General features: G+C 72.0%; 15 protein-coding genes and 1 pseudogene. 7 read left to right on the plus strand and 9 right to left on the minus strand.

Going from position 1 to position 17,005, the window contains the following annotated elements:
* Positions 1-22: 22 nt before the first annotated feature.
* The 3 genes and pseudogenes from ACZ6S0_RS35295 to ACZ6S0_RS35305 form a co-directional block, all read left to right on the plus strand.
* Positions 23-1,012 (plus strand): ABC transporter ATP-binding protein, encoded by a 990-nt coding sequence (locus tag ACZ6S0_RS35295; RefSeq protein WP_465923665.1) that lies wholly within the window; start codon positions 23-25, stop codon positions 1,010-1,012.
* A 254-nt stretch (positions 1,013-1,266) separates the two neighbouring features.
* The gene (locus ACZ6S0_RS35300; RefSeq protein WP_465923666.1) at positions 1,267-2,211 is read left to right on the plus strand and encodes a zinc-binding dehydrogenase; all 945 of its coding nucleotides are present in this window, start codon (positions 1,267-1,269) and stop codon (positions 2,209-2,211) included.
* A 7-nt stretch (positions 2,212-2,218) separates the two neighbouring features.
* Positions 2,219-2,491: pseudogene (locus ACZ6S0_RS35305) on the plus strand (family 4 glycosyl hydrolase); the annotation flags it as partial.
* Between the two features lie 146 nt (positions 2,492-2,637).
* Here the strand turns inward: ACZ6S0_RS35305 and ACZ6S0_RS35310 are convergent.
* The 8 genes from ACZ6S0_RS35310 to ACZ6S0_RS35345 all read right to left on the minus strand — a co-directional run bounded on the left by ACZ6S0_RS35310 (position 2,638) and on the right by ACZ6S0_RS35345 (position 11,571).
* Positions 2,638-3,402, minus strand: coding sequence for an SDR family NAD(P)-dependent oxidoreductase (locus tag ACZ6S0_RS35310; RefSeq protein ID WP_465923667.1), 765 nt, complete (start codon positions 3,400-3,402; stop codon positions 2,638-2,640).
* Between the two features lie 14 nt (positions 3,403-3,416).
* Complete coding sequence (locus tag ACZ6S0_RS35315; RefSeq protein WP_465923668.1) at positions 3,417-4,499, minus strand: alanine racemase; 1,083 nt, start codon at positions 4,497-4,499, stop codon at positions 3,417-3,419.
* Positions 4,500-4,612: 113 nt separating this feature from the next.
* A complete protein-coding gene (locus ACZ6S0_RS35320) occupies positions 4,613-5,371 on the minus strand; it encodes an IclR family transcriptional regulator (RefSeq protein ID WP_465923669.1) in 759 nt (252 codons plus the stop codon).
* A gap of 41 nt (positions 5,372-5,412) precedes the next feature.
* On the minus strand, positions 5,413-8,259 hold the full coding sequence (locus tag ACZ6S0_RS35325) for an FAD-binding and (Fe-S)-binding domain-containing protein (protein WP_465923670.1): 2,847 nt from the start codon (positions 8,257-8,259) through the stop codon (positions 5,413-5,415).
* Positions 8,260-8,362: 103 nt separating this feature from the next.
* Positions 8,363-9,211, minus strand: a complete 849-nt coding sequence (locus tag ACZ6S0_RS35330; protein ID WP_465923671.1) for a fumarylacetoacetate hydrolase family protein — start codon at positions 9,209-9,211, stop codon at positions 8,363-8,365.
* 42 nt (positions 9,212-9,253) lie between these two features.
* Positions 9,254-10,117, minus strand: coding sequence for an SMP-30/gluconolactonase/LRE family protein (locus tag ACZ6S0_RS35335; RefSeq protein WP_465923672.1), 864 nt, complete (start codon positions 10,115-10,117; stop codon positions 9,254-9,256).
* A complete protein-coding gene (locus ACZ6S0_RS35340; RefSeq protein ID WP_465923673.1) occupies positions 10,114-10,884 on the minus strand; it encodes an IclR family transcriptional regulator in 771 nt (256 codons plus the stop codon). Before ACZ6S0_RS35340 ends, ACZ6S0_RS35335 begins: the two co-directional genes overlap by 4 nt.
* A 129-nt stretch (positions 10,885-11,013) precedes the next feature.
* Positions 11,014-11,571: a TetR/AcrR family transcriptional regulator gene (locus ACZ6S0_RS35345; protein WP_465923674.1), complete on the minus strand. Its 558-nt coding sequence runs from the start codon at positions 11,569-11,571 to the stop codon at positions 11,014-11,016.
* Between the two features lie 85 nt (positions 11,572-11,656).
* On the opposite strand from ACZ6S0_RS35345, the gene ACZ6S0_RS35350 reads away from it, so the two are divergent.
* Positions 11,657-12,472: an ABC transporter ATP-binding protein gene (locus ACZ6S0_RS35350; protein WP_465923675.1), complete on the plus strand. Its 816-nt coding sequence runs from the start codon at positions 11,657-11,659 to the stop codon at positions 12,470-12,472.
* Complete coding sequence (locus ACZ6S0_RS35355; protein ID WP_465923676.1) at positions 12,472-13,794, plus strand: FtsX-like permease family protein; 1,323 nt, start codon at positions 12,472-12,474, stop codon at positions 13,792-13,794. The genes ACZ6S0_RS35350 and ACZ6S0_RS35355 overlap by 1 nt, the downstream gene beginning before the upstream one ends.
* Positions 13,795-13,824: 30 nt before the next feature.
* On the opposite strand, the gene ACZ6S0_RS35360 is transcribed toward ACZ6S0_RS35355, so the two are convergent.
* The gene (locus ACZ6S0_RS35360; RefSeq protein WP_465923677.1) at positions 13,825-14,820 is read right to left on the minus strand and encodes a BtrH N-terminal domain-containing protein; all 996 of its coding nucleotides are present in this window, start codon (positions 14,818-14,820) and stop codon (positions 13,825-13,827) included.
* A gap of 241 nt (positions 14,821-15,061) precedes the next feature.
* Here ACZ6S0_RS35360 and ACZ6S0_RS35365 point away from each other — a divergent pair, with 241 nt between their 5' ends.
* Entirely contained in the window at positions 15,062-15,799 is a 738-nt protein-coding gene (locus ACZ6S0_RS35365; protein ID WP_465923678.1) for a hypothetical protein, read from the plus strand.
* Positions 15,796-16,857: a DUF7847 domain-containing protein gene (locus ACZ6S0_RS35370; RefSeq protein ID WP_465923679.1), complete on the plus strand. Its 1,062-nt coding sequence runs from the start codon at positions 15,796-15,798 to the stop codon at positions 16,855-16,857. The genes ACZ6S0_RS35365 and ACZ6S0_RS35370 overlap by 4 nt, the downstream gene beginning before the upstream one ends.
* Positions 16,858-17,005 lie beyond the last annotated feature (148 nt).

Genomic DNA, 17,005 nt, shown 5'->3' on the forward strand with positions numbered 1-17,005 from the left:
CGTCGCCGCGCGGGAGGCCGACGTGAGCGAGCCCGTGCTGGCCGTCGAGGGCCTGACCAAGCACTTCCCGATCCGCACCGGGGTCCTGCGCAGGCGAACCGGCGTGGTCAGGGCCGTGGACGGCGTGGACCTGGCGCTGCACCCCGGGCGTACGCTCGGGCTGGTCGGCGAGTCGGGCTGCGGCAAGACCACGACGGGCCGGCTCGTCGTGCGCCTGGCCGAGCCCACCTCCGGCCGCATCCTGTACGACGGGCGCGACCTGGCCCGCCTGTCCCACACCGAGCTGCGCCCGCTGCGCGGGGAGATCCAGATCGTCTTCCAGGACCCGTACTCGTCGCTGTCGCCGAGGCTGACCGTGCACGAGATCGTCGCCGAGCCGCTGCGCACGCGGGGCCGCTACCGCGACGGCGGCCGGGAACGGGTCCGCGAGCTGCTGGAGCTGGTGGGACTGTCGCCCGAGCACGCCAACCGCTACCCGCACGAGTTCTCCGGCGGCCAGCGCCAGCGCGTCGGCCTCGCCAGGGCGCTGGCGCTGAACCCGCGCGTGCTGGTGCTGGACGAGCCCGTCTCCGCGCTGGACGTCTCGGTCCAGGCGCAGGTGGTCAACCAGCTCGCCCACCTGCGACGCGAGCTGGGCCTGGCCTACCTGTTCATCTCGCACGACCTGTCGGTGGTGCGGCATCTGTGCGACCGGGTGGCGATCATGTACCTGGGCCGGATCGTGGAGGAGGGCGAGCGGGCGGAGATCTTCACCCGGCCCGCCCACCCCTACACCAGGGCGCTCATCTCGGCCGTGCCGATCTCTCATCCGTCGCAGCGCGGCGGGCGCGGGCGGATCGTGCTCACGGGTGACGTGCCGAGCCCGGCGAACCCGCCGTCGGGCTGCCGCTTCCGTACGCGCTGCTGGAAGGCCCAGGAACGGTGCTCGGCCGAGGAGCCCGTGCTGACCGGCGACCGGCACCGCGTCGCCTGCCATTTCCCCGAGAACACCTCCTTCCGCCCGGCACTCTGACGAAAGACGGCGTACTCGTGAAAGTCACGAAGTAGACGCTTACGGCGGCGAACCCGCTCGATATCGCCGCAACCCACAAGGACCCCTCCCGACCTGTGAAGACAGTGAGCACCCCCGAACCTCTTGACACGCTCTTCGCGGTAGTGGTCTGCTAGCGTCAAGTTCGGAACGCCATTCTGCCATACGGAACGGCCGCAAACCTGAGGAGAACGGAGCCCCATGGAACGCGCGCTTTCGACGGCCGGAGATCCGCGATGAAGGCTCTCGTCTTCACCGGGCCGGGGGTGGTCGAGCCGCAGGACGTACCGGAGCCCGAGGTCGGCCCGGACGAGGTCCTCGTGCACGTGGTCACGTCCGGGATCTGCGGCAGTGAGCTGCACGGCGTCAAGACCCCGGGCTTCCGGGTGCCGCCGCTGGTGATGGGGCACGAGTTCGCCGGTCGCACCGAGGACGGGCGGGCGGTGGCGGTCAACCCGATCCTGTCCTGCGGCACGTGCGACGTGTGCGCGGCCGGGCTGCGCAACGTCTGCAGAAACCGCCGGATCATCGGCGTGCACCGGGCCGGCGCGTTCGCCGAGCGCGTCGCGGTGCCCGCGGGCGCCCTGGTGCCGCTGCCCGACGGGTTCGGCTGGACCGCCGCCGGGGTCGTCGAGCCCGCCGCCAACGCCGTACACGCCTGGCGGCTGGCCGGTCGCCCGTCCGGCGCCAGGGTCGGGGTGCTCGGCGCCGGCGCGATCGGGCTGACCTGCCTGCAGGTCGCGCTCTCCGGCGGTGCCGCCTCGGTCGAGGTGGCCGACCGCGCGCCCGACCGACTGGAGATCGCCGCCCGGCTCGGCGCCCGCGCGACCGGCCCCGAGCTGACCGGCGAGTACGACGTCGTCTTCGACGCGGTGGGCGCCGCCGCCACCCACGAGCAGTCGCTGGCCCGCCTGCGCCCCGGCGGCGTGGCGGTCTGGCTCGGCCTGGCCGACCACGTGGCCGGATACGACGCGAGCGACCTGGTCCGCGGCGAGAAGCGGGTGCTGGGCTCGTTCGCCTACGACGACGCCGACTTCGCCGGGGCCATCGACCTGGTCACCGGGTGGGACCTGAGCTGGGTCGGGACGTTCCCCCTCGACGAGGGCGCGGAGGTCTTCACCGCGCTGATGAACGGCCGCTCCACCCCCGTCAAGGCCCTGCTGACCCCGGAAGCGAGGTAACCGGAGCATGGCCCGCATCGTCCCCGTGGGCGCAGGCAGCATCACGTTCGCCAAGAACCTGCCCTCCGACCTCCTGACGTTCCCCGAGCTGTCGGAGTCGGCGATCGTGCTCCACGACATCGCCCCGGCCCGCCTCGACACCGAGCTGGCCCCGCCGGCGACCCTGTTCACCTACACCAACCCGATGTCGATGATCCCGTGGTCGGTGTACGCGGGGACCCCGTTCAAGAACGTCGTCGGCGTCTGCCACGCCGCCCGCGACACGCAGAAGGCGCTGGCCAGGATGGTCGGCGTGCCGGAGGAGGAGGTCTCCTTCCGCACCGCGGGCGTCAACCACCAGGCGTTCGTCCTGCGCTTCGAGCGGAACGGCGAGAACCTCTACGACCGCGCCACCCGGACGCGGTGGCCTTCGCCGTGGCCGCGCCCTCACATGATCGCGAGCTGGCCGCCGTCGATGACCAGCTCGGTGCCGTGGATGAAGGCCGCGTCGTCGGAGGCCAGGAAGGCGTACCCGGCCGCGACCTCCTCCGCGAGCCCGGCCCGGCCCAGGGGGATGTGGTCGCGCTCGTACGAGGACACGAAGTCCTCCGCCAGCCCCGCCGAGATCGAGGCGTTGAGCGGCGTCCGGATGTAACCGGGGCACAGCGCGTTGACGCGGATGCGGTGCCTGCCCAGCTCGACGGCCATGGTCCTGGTGAGCAGCAGCACGCCGCCCTTGCTGGCGTTGTAGTGGGCGTAGTCGGCCTCGCCGCCCAGCCCGTTGGTGGAGGACATGTTGAGTATGACCCCGCCGGTGCCCTGCTCGACCAGGTGGCGGGCGACGGCCTGGGCGACCAGGAACATGCCGCGCAGGTTGACCGCCATGATCTGGTCCCAGTGCTCAGGGGTGATCTCCAGGAACGGCTCGCGCCAGGCGACGCCGGCGTTGTTGACCAGGACGTCGAGCCCGCCCAGCGCCGCCACGGCCCCTTCGACCAGGCGGGTGACGTCGCCCGCGACGCTGACGTCGCCGGCCAGGCCGCTCACCTCGCCCAGCCCGGACAGCCCGGTCACCGTGGCGTCCACCTCGGCCGGGTCGAGCCCGCCGAGCACCACCCTGGCGCCCTCCTCCAGGAACCTCCTGGCCGTGGCCGCGCCGATGCCGCTGCTGCCCCCGCTGATCAGCACCCGCTTGCCCGCGAGTCCGCGCATGGTGTTTCCTCCGTTCAGCGCACCGCGCCGCGGGCGGCGACGCGCAGCTCCGTGGTGACCTGGCCGCCCTCGACGCCGTGGGCGACGTCGAAGAGGTTGACGGCCGCGCAGGCGTGGCTGGGGATGAGCTGGGCCCGCGTGCCGACCGGCAGCTCGCCGTGGTGCCCGGCCGCCAGCCTGGCCACCCCGTGCTCCTCGTTGAGGAAGTCCATGTGCAGGTGCGGCAGGCCGACGGCCCGGATCCAGCCGGGCGAGCCGACGCCGTCGGAGGTGAGGCACTTGGTGCCGGCGTCGAAGACGACGCGCTCCGGGGTCGACCGGGCGATCACGGTGGTCAGCACGCGGGCGGCCGCCGTCTCCTCGGTGGCCACGCCCAGGCGCATCATCGCGGTGTCGTTGAAGATGTAGGTGCCGGGCCGGATCTCGGTCACGCCGGCGACCCCGGCCGCGTGCCGGGCGGTCGGGGTGGAGCCGACGCTGATCTCCCGCAGCTCGATGCCGTCGCGCAGGCACAGCTCGGCCGTGGCCACGAGGTCCTCGCCCTCGCGGCGGGCGGTCCGCGCCAGCTCGGCCGGGGTGCGCGAATGGTAGGCGTGCCCGGCCAGCGTGAGCAGGCCCACGACCTCCACCCCAGGGACGGCGGCGATCTCGGCGACCAGGTCGGCGGTGGGCCGGCCCGGCGGGCGGCCCAGCCGGTGCTGCCCGGTGTCCACCTCCACCAGCACCTCCACCGGCGGCCCGCCCAGCCGGCCGAGCCCCGCGGCCACTTCCACCGAGTCGAGGCTGACCCGCACCCGGGCGCGCTCGCGCAACGCGGCCAGGCGGCGCAGCTTGGGCTCACCCCAGATCGGGAAGGCCAGCAGGATGTCGTCGATCCCGGCGTCGGCCATCACCTCGGCCTCGCCGAGTTTGGCGCAGGTGATGCCGCTCGCTCCGGCGTCGAGCTGCATCCGCGCCAGCTCCGGCATCTTGTGGGTCTTGATGTGCGGTCGCAGCCTGACGCCGTGCGTGGCGGCCGTCTCGGCCATCTCGGCGATGTTGCCCCTGACCGCGTCGAGGTCGATGACGAGCGAAGGAGTATCGAGCTCGAGGTACATGAATGCACGGCTCCTCTGGGAGAAGTTCTTCCCGAAGATAGCACGCGCATTCCGCATCGCGCATCAGCGTTCCATATAGCGGAAACGAGTGACCTGGGCCGGGGGCCTCGGCGTCACACCTGTTCGGCGACCGCGCGGCGCAGGCCGTGGCCGATCTCCTCCATCCGCGCCGGTGACATGCGGTCTTTCAGCGCCGTCACGCTCACCGCCGCGACCGGCGCCGTCCTGCCCATGAACACCGGCACGGCCACGCAGCGCACGCCCGGCTCGTTCTCCTCCAGGTCGAGCGCGTAACCGCGCCGGCGTACCTGGTCGAGGTGGGTGGCGAGCTTGGCCGGGTTGGTGATCGTGCTGCGGGTCCGGCCCGTCAGCGGGCCGAACCGCTCGGCCCACGCCTTGACCGCGTCGTCCGCGGGGTAGGTCCAGGCCAGCAGCGCCTTGCCGACGCCCGTGCAGTGGGCCGCGTTGCGACCGCCGATCACGGAGGTCATCGTGATCGACCGCACGGCCTCCACCTTGTCGACGTAGACGACCTCCCCGCCGTCGAGCGTGGCCATGTGCACGGTCTCGGCGAACTCCTCGCTCACCCGCAGCAGCAGGGGACGGACGAGCGTGCGCAGGTCCATCGTCTCGTAGAACCTGAAGGCCGTGGCCAGCAGCTCGGTGCCGAGGAAGTACGGCCCGCTCGGCTCGGGCTGCGCCGCGAACCCCCGGTGTTTCAGCGCGCCGAGCAGCCGGTGCAGCGAACTCTTGGGCAGCCCGAGGCGGATGGCGAGTTCGTCGAGCGTGACGCCCCTGCTGTGCTTGCCGATCTCCTGAAGGATCAGCAGGGCGCGGTCGACGCTCCCCACCGGGGACTGGGCCTCTGCCACCACTCACTCCGTTCTGTTCCGCTTGATGGAATGCTAGCGCGTCAAGCGGAATCCTGCACCGACGGTGCGGTGACGCGGTCGAGCAGTTCGAGCACGTGATGGTACGGCTCGCCGGTGGCCCGGGTCAGGCCCAGCTCGCAGGTGCGGTTGACCGACGCGTGGGCGGCGAAGTCCCCGGCCCGTACGCCTGCGGACTCCGCCCGGGTGGCGGAGGCGGTCAGCTCGGGGTGGAGCAGCCCGCGGTCACCGGCGAACGCGCAGCACTGCCAGCCGTCGGGGATCACCACCTCGTCGGCGACGGCCTCGGCGATCCTGCGCAGGGCGGCGTCGAGGCCCAGGCGGGTGGAGGAGCAGGTGGGGTGCAGGGCCAGGGACGGCAGCCGGCGTTCCACGGTCAGGCGGGGCAGCAGGTGGTCGGCGGTGTAGGCGACGGCGTCGAGCACGCGGAGCACGGTCGAGCCGCCGTCTTCGCCGCCCGCGCCGCCCGCGTCGTCGTCGGCGGCGGCGGCGGCGAGGCGGTGGAAGCCCTCGGTGCAGGAGGCGGCGTCGCTGACGATCGGGAGGCGGCCGCCGTCGGTGGCGACGGCGAGAGCCTCGCGGACGCGGTCGCCCATCGCCTCGTAGCCGTCGGTGTAGCCCTTGGACGACCAGGGTGTGCCGCAGCACAGGCCGCCGATCCCCACGGGAACGTGCAGCCGCACGCCCGCCCGCTCGGCCAGCCGGGCGAATGCCGCCATCACGCCGGGGCCGCCGTCGGCCGGGGCGAAGAGCGTGTTCAGGCAGGACGGGAGGTAGACGACGTCGGCGTCCTGTACGGGGGCGGGCCGACGGCGGGTGCCGCCCCGAGGCAGGTCACGACTCCACTGGGGGACGGTCTCGGAACCGGTGACGGCACGGGCGGCCCGGCTGGCGGCCTCGGCGAGCCCGGACGGGGTGACCGCGGCCGCGTCGAGGGCGAGGTTCATCGCCCGGGTGACGCCGTCCCAGTGCTTGGCGGCCGTCTTCCAGCCCCGCTGCGCGGCGCGGCCGTGCCGTTCCGCGCGCAGGCGCTTGGTCAGGTCGCCGGTGTTGATCAGGACGGGGCAGGCGGTGGCGCACATGCCGTCCACGGCGCAGGTGTCGACGGCGTCGTAGGCGTACTCGGACTCCAGCTCCCGGGCGAGCGCGTGGTCGCCCGCCTCGTGGGCGGCGGCCAGCTCGCGGCGGAGCACGATGCGCTGGCGGGGGGTGGTGGTCAGGTCGCGGCTGGGGCAGACCGGCTCGCAGTAGCCGCACTCCACGCAGCGGTCGACCTCGGGCTCGACGGTGACGACGGTCTTGAGGTCGCGCAGGTGGGCGTCCTCCCTGTCGGTCAGGACCACGCCGGGGTTGAGCGTGCCCGCCGGGTCGCACAGGCGTTTGACCTCGCGCATCACCTCGTACAGCTCGTCGCCGTACTGGCGGCGGACGAACGGGGCCATGACCCGGCCGGTGCCGTGCTCGGCCTTGAGCGTGCCGCCCCGCTTCAGCACGGCCTCGACCATGTCCTCGGTGAAGTCGGCGTAGCGGCCGAGGTCGGCGTCGAAGCGTTCGTTGAGCATGAAGTGCAGGTTGCCGTCCTTGGCGTGGCCGAAGATGACGCTGCGCTCGTACCGGTGCCGGGCGAACAGGGCGGTCAGTTCGTCGCACAGGTCGGCCAGTGCGGGGACGGGGACGGCGACGTCCTCCAGCAGCGCGGTGGTGCCGCTGGGGCGGGCGCCCGCGACGGAGGCGTACAGGCCCTTGCGGATGTGCCACAGCGCCGCCCGGCCGCCCGCGTCCCTGCTCAAGCGGGCCGGCGCGGACAGGTGCAGGTCGCCGAACGCCTGCTCGGCCGCGCGTTCGCGCTCGGCCAGCAGGTCGTCGTGCGGCTCCTGCCACTCGACGAGCAGCGCGGCGTGGTCGGCCACGGCCAGCGTCCGCAGCACGTCGTCGGCCTGGGGATCGGTCTGGGCCACACGCAGGGACTCGGCGTCCAGCAGCTCGACTGCGGCGGGGGCGGCCTCGACGAGTTGCGGCATCGCCGCCATGGCCGCCCGCAGCGTCGGGAGGACGAGCAGACCGGTGGCGGCCAACCGGTGCGCGGGGACCGTACGGAAGACCGCCTCGGCGACGAAGCCGAGCGTGCCCTCGCTGCCGACGATCAGGTGGGCGAGGATCTGGGTTGGCGTGTCGTGGTCGAGGAAGCTGTTGAGGCCGTAGCCCATGGTGTTCTTGAGTGAGAACTGGGCCTGGATGCGCTCCACCGAGTCCGGATTTTTCCGGACTCGATCGCGCAGCCTGAGCAGCCCCTCCGCGAGGTCGGGCTCCAGGGCGCGCAGCCGCTCGTCGGCGTCCGGGGCGCCGGTGTCGATGACCGTGCCGCTGGGCAGCACCAGCGTCATCGACTCCAGCGTCCGGTACGTGTTGGCGTGCGTGCCACAGGTCATGCCGCTGGAGTTGTTCGCCACGACGCCGCCGATCGTGCACGCCGACTCGCTGGCCGGGTCGGGGCCGAGCTTGCGCCCGTACGCCGCCAGCCGGGCGTTGACCTGCCGCAGCACCGCGCCCGGCTGCACCCGCACCCGTTTCCCTTCGTCCAGCACCTCGATGCCGCGGAAGTGCCGCCGGGTGTCCACGAGGAGGTGCTCGCTGACACCCTGCCCGCTCAGGCTGGTGCCGCCGGACCGGAAGGTGAGCGGCAGGCCGGTACGCAGCAGCGCCGCCACCTGCTCGGCGCTCTCCGGCACCAGCACGGCCTGTGGGGTGAGCAGGTAGTGCGAGGCGTCGTGCGCCATGCCCAGCCGGTCGCTGGCCCGCGTTCTGGCGATCCCGGGGACGGCGGCCTCCACCGTGGCCAGGACGGCGGGGTCGGATGCGGTCAGGCTCATGCTCTCTCAGTCTTTCAGCAGTGCGGTCTTCCGGGGGCGGTCTTCCTGCGGTGGTCTTCCGGCGGAGGCGTCTTTTCTGCGGGGGCGTCTTTCTGCGGGGCGGTCAGCGGGGGCCGACGACCTGCTGGCGCTGGCTGCCGAGCCCGTCGATGCCCAGCTCCATCACGTCGCCCGGCTGGAGCCAGAGCTGCGGGTCGTGGCCCATGCCGACGCCGGGCGGGGTGCCGGTGTTGATCAGGTCGCCCGGCTCCAGCACCATGAACTGGCTCAGGTGGTGCACGATCACGTACGGGTCGAAGACCATCGTCTTCGTGGTGCCGGTCTGGCGGCGTACCCCGTTGACGTCCAGCCACATGCCCAGATTCGTGACGTCGGCGATCTCGTCGGGAGTGACCAGCCAGGGACCCGCCGGGTTGAACGTCTCGGCCGACTTGCCCTTGCTCCACTGCCCGCCGCGCTCCATCTGGAACGCCCGCTCGCTGACGTCGTTCACCACACAGTACCCGGCGATGGCGTCGCGGGCCTCCTCCACCGAGTCCAGGTAGGAGGTACGGCGGCCGATCACGATGCCCAGCTCCACCTCCCAGTCGGTCTTGGTGGCGCCGCGCGGGATGCGTACGTCGTCGTCGGGGCCGACGAGCGTGTTGGGCGACTTGGTGAACAGGATCGGCTCGGCGGGCACGGCCTGGCCGGTTTCTGCGGCGTGGTCGCTGTAGTTGAGGCCGATGCACAGGATCTGGTGCGGCCGGGCGATCGGCGCGCCGATCCGCTCACCCGCGAAGGCCCTGACGTCGCCACGGCCCACCCGCTCGGCGAGCAGGGCGGCACCTCCCGCCGCGAAGAATCTCTCGTCGAAGTCGGGAGTGACGTCGGAGACGTCGATGTAGTGGGTGTCGTCCACGCGGACGACGGGCTTCTCGGCGCCGGGCGCGCCGATGCGCATGAGATACACGGTTCTCTCTCCGTTGACTGGGCCTACGGTTACAGGTGGGGCCTACCGGGAGATCCAGTAGGGCGTGGGCAGGCCGCGTACGCCGACGCGGGCGGTGAACAGGCGGCCGTCGCCGGGGCCCGGGTCCGTCAGGTCGGCGGTGGCGGTGGTGATGACGAGGACGTCGAGGTCGGGCCCCGCGAACACCGGGCAGGAGGTGTGCGGCGCGCCGGTCTCGACGGTGGCCAGCAACTCGCCGCCCGGAGTGCGGCACTCGACGCGGCCGAGCCCCCAGTTGGCGATCCACAGGTTACCGTCGGCGTCGGCGCACATCCCGTCGGGCGAGCCGTCGGTGACCGTGAACGCCTCCCGCCGCGGCCCGGTCTCGCCGCTCTCGGGGTCGTAGTCGCGTACCCACACGGTGCCGGGGACGGTGTCCACGTTGTAGAGGCGGTCGCCGACCCAGGCCAGGCCGTTGGACAGCACCAGGTCGGCGTCGAGGTAGGTCACCTCCGTACCGTCGAGCCGGGCCAGCACCTCCTGCCCCACGCGGTCGTCCTGGGCCAGGCTGCCGATCAGGAACCGCCCTGCGGGATCGACTGCGCCGTCGTTGAGCCGGCTGCGCACCCCCTCGGGCAGCACCCGCGCCAGCTCGTCGCGGCTCCCGTCGGGGCCGAGCCGGGTCAGGGTCGCCCGCTCGGCCACGACGAGGCCGCCGTCCGCGGCGACGGCGACCGACCCCACGGTGGAGTCGAAGACGTGCCGGCCGGTGACGGTGACCTGGCTGGTCGCCGGGTCGAGCCGCCCTTCGTACACGGTGCCCGCGACGATGTCGACCCACAGCAGGCGTTGCCGGGCGGCGTCCCACACGGGACCCTCACCCAGGGCGTAGACGTCGGCCGAGGCCGGGACGGCGGTGAACGTCACGACAGGTCCTCTCCGTGGACGATGGCGCGGATGGCGGGCAGGTCGGTGACGAGCTTGCGCAGCGGGGTGCGGTAGGCCAGGCCGCTGACGCTGATCGCGCCGCTGGGCACGGTGGGCGAGGTCAGGTACGCCGCGACCGCCACGCAGTTGACGCCCGGCTCGTTCTCCTGGTCGTCGGCGGCGTAGCCCTGCTCGCGGATGCGTACCAGCTCGGCGTGCAGTTGCTCGGCCGTGGCGATCGAACGCTCGCTCCGCCGCTCCAGCGTGCGCCCGCCCGCCCAGGCCAGGACGGCGCCCTCGTCGGGCAGCGCGTGGGCCAGCAGCACCTTGCCGACCGCCGTGCAGTGCGCCGGATTGCGACCGCCCACCACCGAGGTCAGCCGTACGGCCCCGGCGGCCGGGTCCAGCTTGGACCGGTAGACGACGGAGTGGCCGTCGAGCACGGCGTAGTGGACGGTCTCGCCGTACCGCTCGCACAGTGCCTTGAGCACCGGCATGACGCGGACGTGGTCGGGCCGCGCCTCGTGATGCGCGAAGGCCATCCTGAGGAACTCGTCGCCCAGGACGTAGCGGCCGTGTCCGTGCTGGGCGGCGAACCCGGCGCGGCGCAGCGCGGCGAGCGCCCGGTGCACCGTCGGCTTCGGGCTGGCCACGGCCCGCGCCATCTCCTCCAGCCCGATGCCGTCGGGGTGGCGCGCCAGCTCGGCCAGCACCGCCAGCACGCGGTCGGAGCCGACGAGCCTGTCCGCCGGAGTCTGTTCGGACACGTTCCGAACATTAGACCATCGTTCCATCAAACGAAAGATTGCCCCTTACCAAGAGCCCCTGACCAAGAGCCCCTGCGCGAGCCCGGCGCGAGCAGACGACGCCGATCTCGCCGGATCCGCCACAGGCGCTCAGCCGCCCGCGACGACCTGCGCGGCCGACGGCGCGTGCTCGGGGTCGGTGAGCCACTGCGCGGCGACCCCGACGAGCAGGGCGTAGTAGTGCGATCCTGCCGCCCGGACCGCGACCGGATCGGCGTCGGGGCCGAGCCCCGCGAACGCCTCAGCCAACGACGCCCGCGCCAGCTCCTGACCGCTCGCGATCATGGCGCGGATCTCGTCGTCGTGCCGCGCGGACGCGACCGACTCGAAGTTCACGAACCACAACGACCGGTTGGCCTGGATCGAGTCGATGATCCGGCCCCATCGGGCCTCCTGGTCGCCCGCCGATGACCGCGCCGCGTCGGAGGCGTCGGGGTCTTCGAGGATCGCGAACAGCAGCTCGCCCCACTCCGTGTTGAGGTCGCGCAGGGCACGGGTGAGCAGGTGCTCCTTCGACCCGAAGTGGTAGTTGATCGACGCCTGGTTCGCGCCCGACGCCGCGACCAGGTCTCGCACGGTGGTGTGCGCGTAGCCCTTGGTCAGCAGGCACTCTCGGGCCGCCCGCAGCAGCTTGTCTTTTGCACTCACCTGACCTACCGTATCATATAAACGTTCGTTTTAAACGATCATTTCATATGGACGTTTACCCACGTCGTGCTCCAGAGAGGCCCTCATGGCTGCGTACTCCACAGCTCCTCACTCCACCGGCCCGTACTCCGGTGCCGCGCCCGCGCCGCCCGTGCTGCGCGTACGCGACCTCCGCTGCGAATACCCGGGAGAGGCCGGGCCGGTGCACGCCCTGCGCGGCATCACCCTCGACATCGCCCGGTCGTCCTTCACCGCGATCATGGGACCGTCGGGCTCCGGCAAGACCACCCTCCTCCACTGCGCCGCCGGGTTGCAGACCCCGACCTCGGGCACCGTCGAGCTCGACGGGCAGGACCTGCGCGCGCTCGACCAGACCCAGCTCGCGCTGCTGCGCCGGCGGCGCGTCGGGTTCGTCTTCCAGTCGTTCAACCTCCTCCCCGCGCTCTCGGCCGTCGACAACGTCGAGCTGCCGCTGCGGCTCGACTCGCGCAGGCCGCGCCCGGCGCGCACCACCGAGCTGCTGGCCAGGGTGGGACTCGGCAACCGCGGCGGTCACCGCCCCGACCAGTTGTCGGGCGGCCAGCGGCAGCGCGTCGCGGTCGCGCGGGCGTTGATCACCGAGCCCGAGGTCGTCTTCGCCGACGAGCCCACGGGCGCACTTGACCTGCGCAGCGCCAGAGAGGTCCTGACGTTGATGCGCGAGCTGGCGGACCACGGCCAGACGATCATCATGGTGACCCACGACCCGGTCGCCGCCTCGTACTCCGACGACGTGCTCTTCCTCGCCGACGGCCGGATCGTGGACCGGCTCCACACCCCCACCGCGCAGCAGGTGGCCGCCCGGATGGCCGTCCTGGTCGAGTCGGCCGAGCAGGCCGCGAACGGTCCGGCGGCGAGCTGATGGTCAAGCTCGCCCTTCGCTCGTTCGCGCACCACCGCGCCGCCGCGGTCGCCACCGGCCTGGTGGCGCTCGTCGGCACCGTCCTGGTCTCGGGCATGACGAGCCTGCTCGGCACCGGACTGGCCGCCAGTACGGCCGAGGCCGACCGCGCCTTCCTGGTCCAGTTCCCGCTCATCATGGGGGGCTGGGCGGTCGGGATCGTGCTGTTCGCCATGGTCTCGACGATCGGCGTCGCACTCGGCGGCCGGGCCGGGGAGATCGCCGGCCTCCGGCTCATCGGCGCGACTCCGCGACAGGTGCAGCGGATGCTCGTCGTCGAGACAGCGGTCATCTCGGCCGTCGTCGCGCTCCCCGGCCTGGCCGGGGGCTACCTCCTCGGCTGGATCGTCACCCGGGGCATCCACTCGGCCGGGCTCACCGACGCCGCCTCCGTCTTCGCGCCCGGCGTGCTCCTCCCCACCCTCGGGGTGCTCGCCGTGCTGGCCGCGAGCGTGCTCGCCGCGTGGCTGGGCAGCCGCTCGCTCGCCTGCCGCAGCCCGGTCGCCGACGCGGCCCCGCCCCCGCGCCGCCGTACGGGGCGCCGCAGGGGAAACGGCCGCCGCGTCGCCGCGACGATCATGGTGGTCGCCGGGCTGGGCTCATCGGCCGCGGTGTTCGGCCTGGATCCGGCCGACGTGCTGACCACGGCGATGACCGGGCCCGGCTGCGTACTCGTCGCGGTCGGCCTGTGCGTACTCGCCCCGGAGCTGATCACGGCCGTGAACCGCGTGCTCCGGGCCGTCCCAGGAGCCCGCGGCGCCGCCTCCCACCTGGCCGTGACCAACCTCTCCGCCGCCCCGGAGCGGGTACGCCCGACCGTGACCTTCCTCACCCTGTTCGTCGGCGTCGCCGCCGGGACGCTCAGCATGCAGGGCATCGAGAACACCGTCGGCGTGGCGAACAGCACCGGCCAGGTCATCGCCTCGATCAACTACTTCGTCGTCGCCCTGATCGCGGCGTTCATGGCCATCGCCCTCACCAACAACCTCGTCGCCTCCATCAGCCGACGCCGAGCCGAGTTCTCGGTCATGTCCCTCATCGGCTCGACCGGGGCGCAGACGCATCGGATGCTCGTACGGGAGATCGCCGCCGCCGTGGTCGTGAGCACCGTCGCGGGCAGCGTGGGGGCGTTCGTCAGCGTTCTGCCCTTCGCCGTGGTCAAGACCGGCGATGCCCTGCAGGCGGCGGCGCCACTCCCCTACGCGATCACGATCGTGATCGGGGCCGGCGTCACGCTCGGCGTCGCGTCGTTCACCGGGAGGCGCATGATCCGTACGGCGTGAGCCCGCGACGCCCGGCGCGCCCGGTGACCGTCATGACCCGCAGGCGCTCAGCGCCCGCATGGCGTCCGTCTCCACCCGCGACAACTCGTGGAGGACGTCGCCGGCCTGCCCGAGATGGCTCGCGTCGGCGCTCTCCCCTGCCTTCGCGACCAGCGCGGCCACGTCGGTCCACAGGGACGCGGCCTCGGCGTACAGCGCGTGGCCGGTGCGCAGGTTGTCGTCGTCGATCACCTGGGCGCACTCGCCGAGGAAGTCGCGGTAGAGGTTGCGGAACAGGGCGCCGCCGGTGCCGGCCCGCTCCATGAGCATGGCGGCCCGGGGCAGGTGGTGGCCCGGATCATCGGTACGGAGCAGCCACCTGGGCACCTGCCCAGCGGCCTTAGCGATGCCCCGGCAGCCCAGGTTCGCGATGGGCGGGGCGAGGAACGCCTCGGCACAGCCCCTGATCGCGGCGACGAGCAGGTCACGAGAGACGGCCAGGCCCTCCGGCACCGTGACGGTGAAGGATCGGTGCCTGGCCGTCATCGGCCCGCGCTCGGCCCTGGCCGCGGCCAGGCTGGTCAGGGTGGTGGTCACCGCTCCGCCCTGCTGCTCGGTGTCCAGCAGGTGGGCGTGCTGGTCGTCGTAGCCGTACATCGCGACGACGTGGCCGCCGAAGTGCACCTTCGAGGTGAAGTAGTCCAGGTGGTAGCTGTCGAGTTGCAGCCCGACCGGCCGCCCGGCGTCGAGGTGGGGCACCACGTTCTGCCACGCCTTACGCGGGGAGGAGGTCTCCTCGACCCGCAACGTCAGCCCCAGCCGGGCCGTCAGATTCCTGGTCAGCTCGAAAGGCTTGACCCGGCCCCCGAGGAAGGGAAAGTCCATGCCCTTGCTGTCCCAGTAGAGAAACGACAGGCCGGAACCCAGCCCGAACAACATCGGCTCGGACAGATCGAGACCCTCGTGGCGCAGCAGCACTCCCAGCGCCGTCGTCTCGCAGTGCTGCATACCGCGGCCGTCCATCTCATTCGCTTTCGTGGTGCTCATACGTTTCTCCAACATATGGGGCGATGGGTGATCATAGTCCTTCGCCGTACTTTGCGGTTCAATGGGAAATGTGGCGCACAGCCGAGAGCGTGCCGAACAACAACCGTCAACCGCACTCCCCCTCCATCGAGAAAGGGAACCACCCCCGCCACCACCGTGGAAACCCGCCGAAGAGCAATTCGTCGCGGCGTTCAAGGCGGTGCGGCGACAACCCGCCACCATTCTGTGGCGTGCTGCGGCGGTGGCCGTGCCCACCCTCGCCGCACAGTTGTCACTGGCCGAGGTGATCGAGCGGCCGGCGATCCTGAACGAGTACACGTTCCTGTGGACGAAGTTCCACGAGGCCCTGAGCACGATCGCGATCCTCACCATGAACAGCGCCGCGATCGTCGTGCTCAGCGGCCTGCTGGCTCCGGTGGTCGTCGGCGGGAAGCCCCGGCCGGGCCGACTGCGCGCCCTGGCCCGGCTGTGCGGGCTCACCTTCCTGCTCAGCGCCCTGGGCCTGACCATGTACGCGCTCATCCCGTACGCCCCACGCTGGGACAGTCCGGTCGCCGAGGTCCCCGGTGCCGGGCTGCTGTTCTTCCTGGCCGCACTCGTCCTGGTCGGCGCGGTGGAGATCCGCTTCGCCTTCGCCGCGCCCGGCGTCACCATGAAGGAACTGCGGGTCCGCGGAGCCGTCAAGCTGTCCCGGCGGCTGACCCGCGGCCAGTTCTTCAAGATCCTCGGCTCCCGCTGCGCGCTGCGGGCGCTCCTGGAGGGATTCGGCGGGGTGCTGGGCGCGGCGGTGCTGCTGCGCATGGGCGCCGGTGGCTCCTCCGACGATCTCCGGCCGATCGAGTGGGCCGTGCTCATCGCCGTCAAGTGGGCCGTCCTCACCTACGTCCTCGCGACGGCCGCCATGCTCGCCGTACTCCAGTTCGCCGACCAGTACGAACGGCTCGGCGGCGAGGCCGACCCGAAGGAGCCGACCCCATGAGGCCCGTACGGCACCCTCCCCTGGTGATCGCGCCGCACAACATCACGGAGATCTGGGCGGTCGCCATCGTGCTGCTGCGGCGTCATCCACTCCAGTTCGTGGGGTCCGCGCTCGTCCTCACCTCCGTGAGCTACCTCCTCCAGGAGGCGTGGCGGTGGCTGGTCGGCCCGCTGGAAACCGCGCCAGACACCGATCTGGCGCAATACTTCCAGTTGCAGGGCCTGTCGGCGCTGATATCCACGGCCGTCTCCCTGGCGGCCTTCGCGCTGACCGGCGCTCTGCAGGCGGTGCTCGTCGTGCAGGCGATGGTGGGGCGACCCGTGACGATCCGCGGCGCGTTGCGCCTGCTGGCGCGGAGGATGCGGGCGGTGCTCGGGGTGACCGCGCTGCTGACCGTGGTCCCACAGCTCGTCATTCTCGGGCTGGTCGTGGCCCTTGTGGCATTCTTCTGGCCGACGCTGGCCCCGATGCTCGATGCGCCGGCGTCCTCAGGAAACGGCCTCGTCCCCCCGCTGCCCGACGGGCTGCCGTCCTCAGGAAGCGACCGCGCCCCCGCCTTTCCCTCATCGGACGCCCTCAGCACCGTGCTGATCACTGTGGCGGCGGTCCAAGCGCTGGTGATCGTGGTGTGGCTGCTGATGACGCTGGCACTCATGTTCGCGCCGGTCACCGCGGCGCTGGAGCCGCTCGGCTTCGGCGGCGCGCTGGGCCGCTCCGCCCTGCTGTTCGCCAACAACCTGTGGCGGATCGTGGGGATACTCCTCCTTGAGGTCCTGATCGCGCTGCCGCTCTCGCTGACGATGGCTCCGCTGTGGTTGGCGAGTCTGGGCGGCTTAGCCTTGATCACGACCGTGTTCCCGGTATCCGCCGAGGACCTTCCCTGGGTGCAGGACCTGATCTCCCTGCCGGGGAACGCCGCGCTCGCCGTGTTCTACGCCTGGTCCGTCGCCGTCCTGGTCCTGCTCTACATCGACATCCGCATCCGCAAGGAAGGGCTGGCGGCCGACCTGTGGGAGCGGCGTGCGGCCGCATCGGACGCCCCCGCCAAGGACGAGTGACCGGGAAGACCGTCTCCCTCCTTATGGTCCTCTGACAGTCGCGTTCCTAAAGTGCTAGCAACCTAGATGCATGGTGTATGGCGTGAACACGCCCCGCTGATCACCGCGCCCTTCGAGCTCGGGAGGGCGAACGCGGACAGCCTGAGCC

Source organism: Nonomuraea sp. NPDC051298 (genome assembly GCF_055586305.1).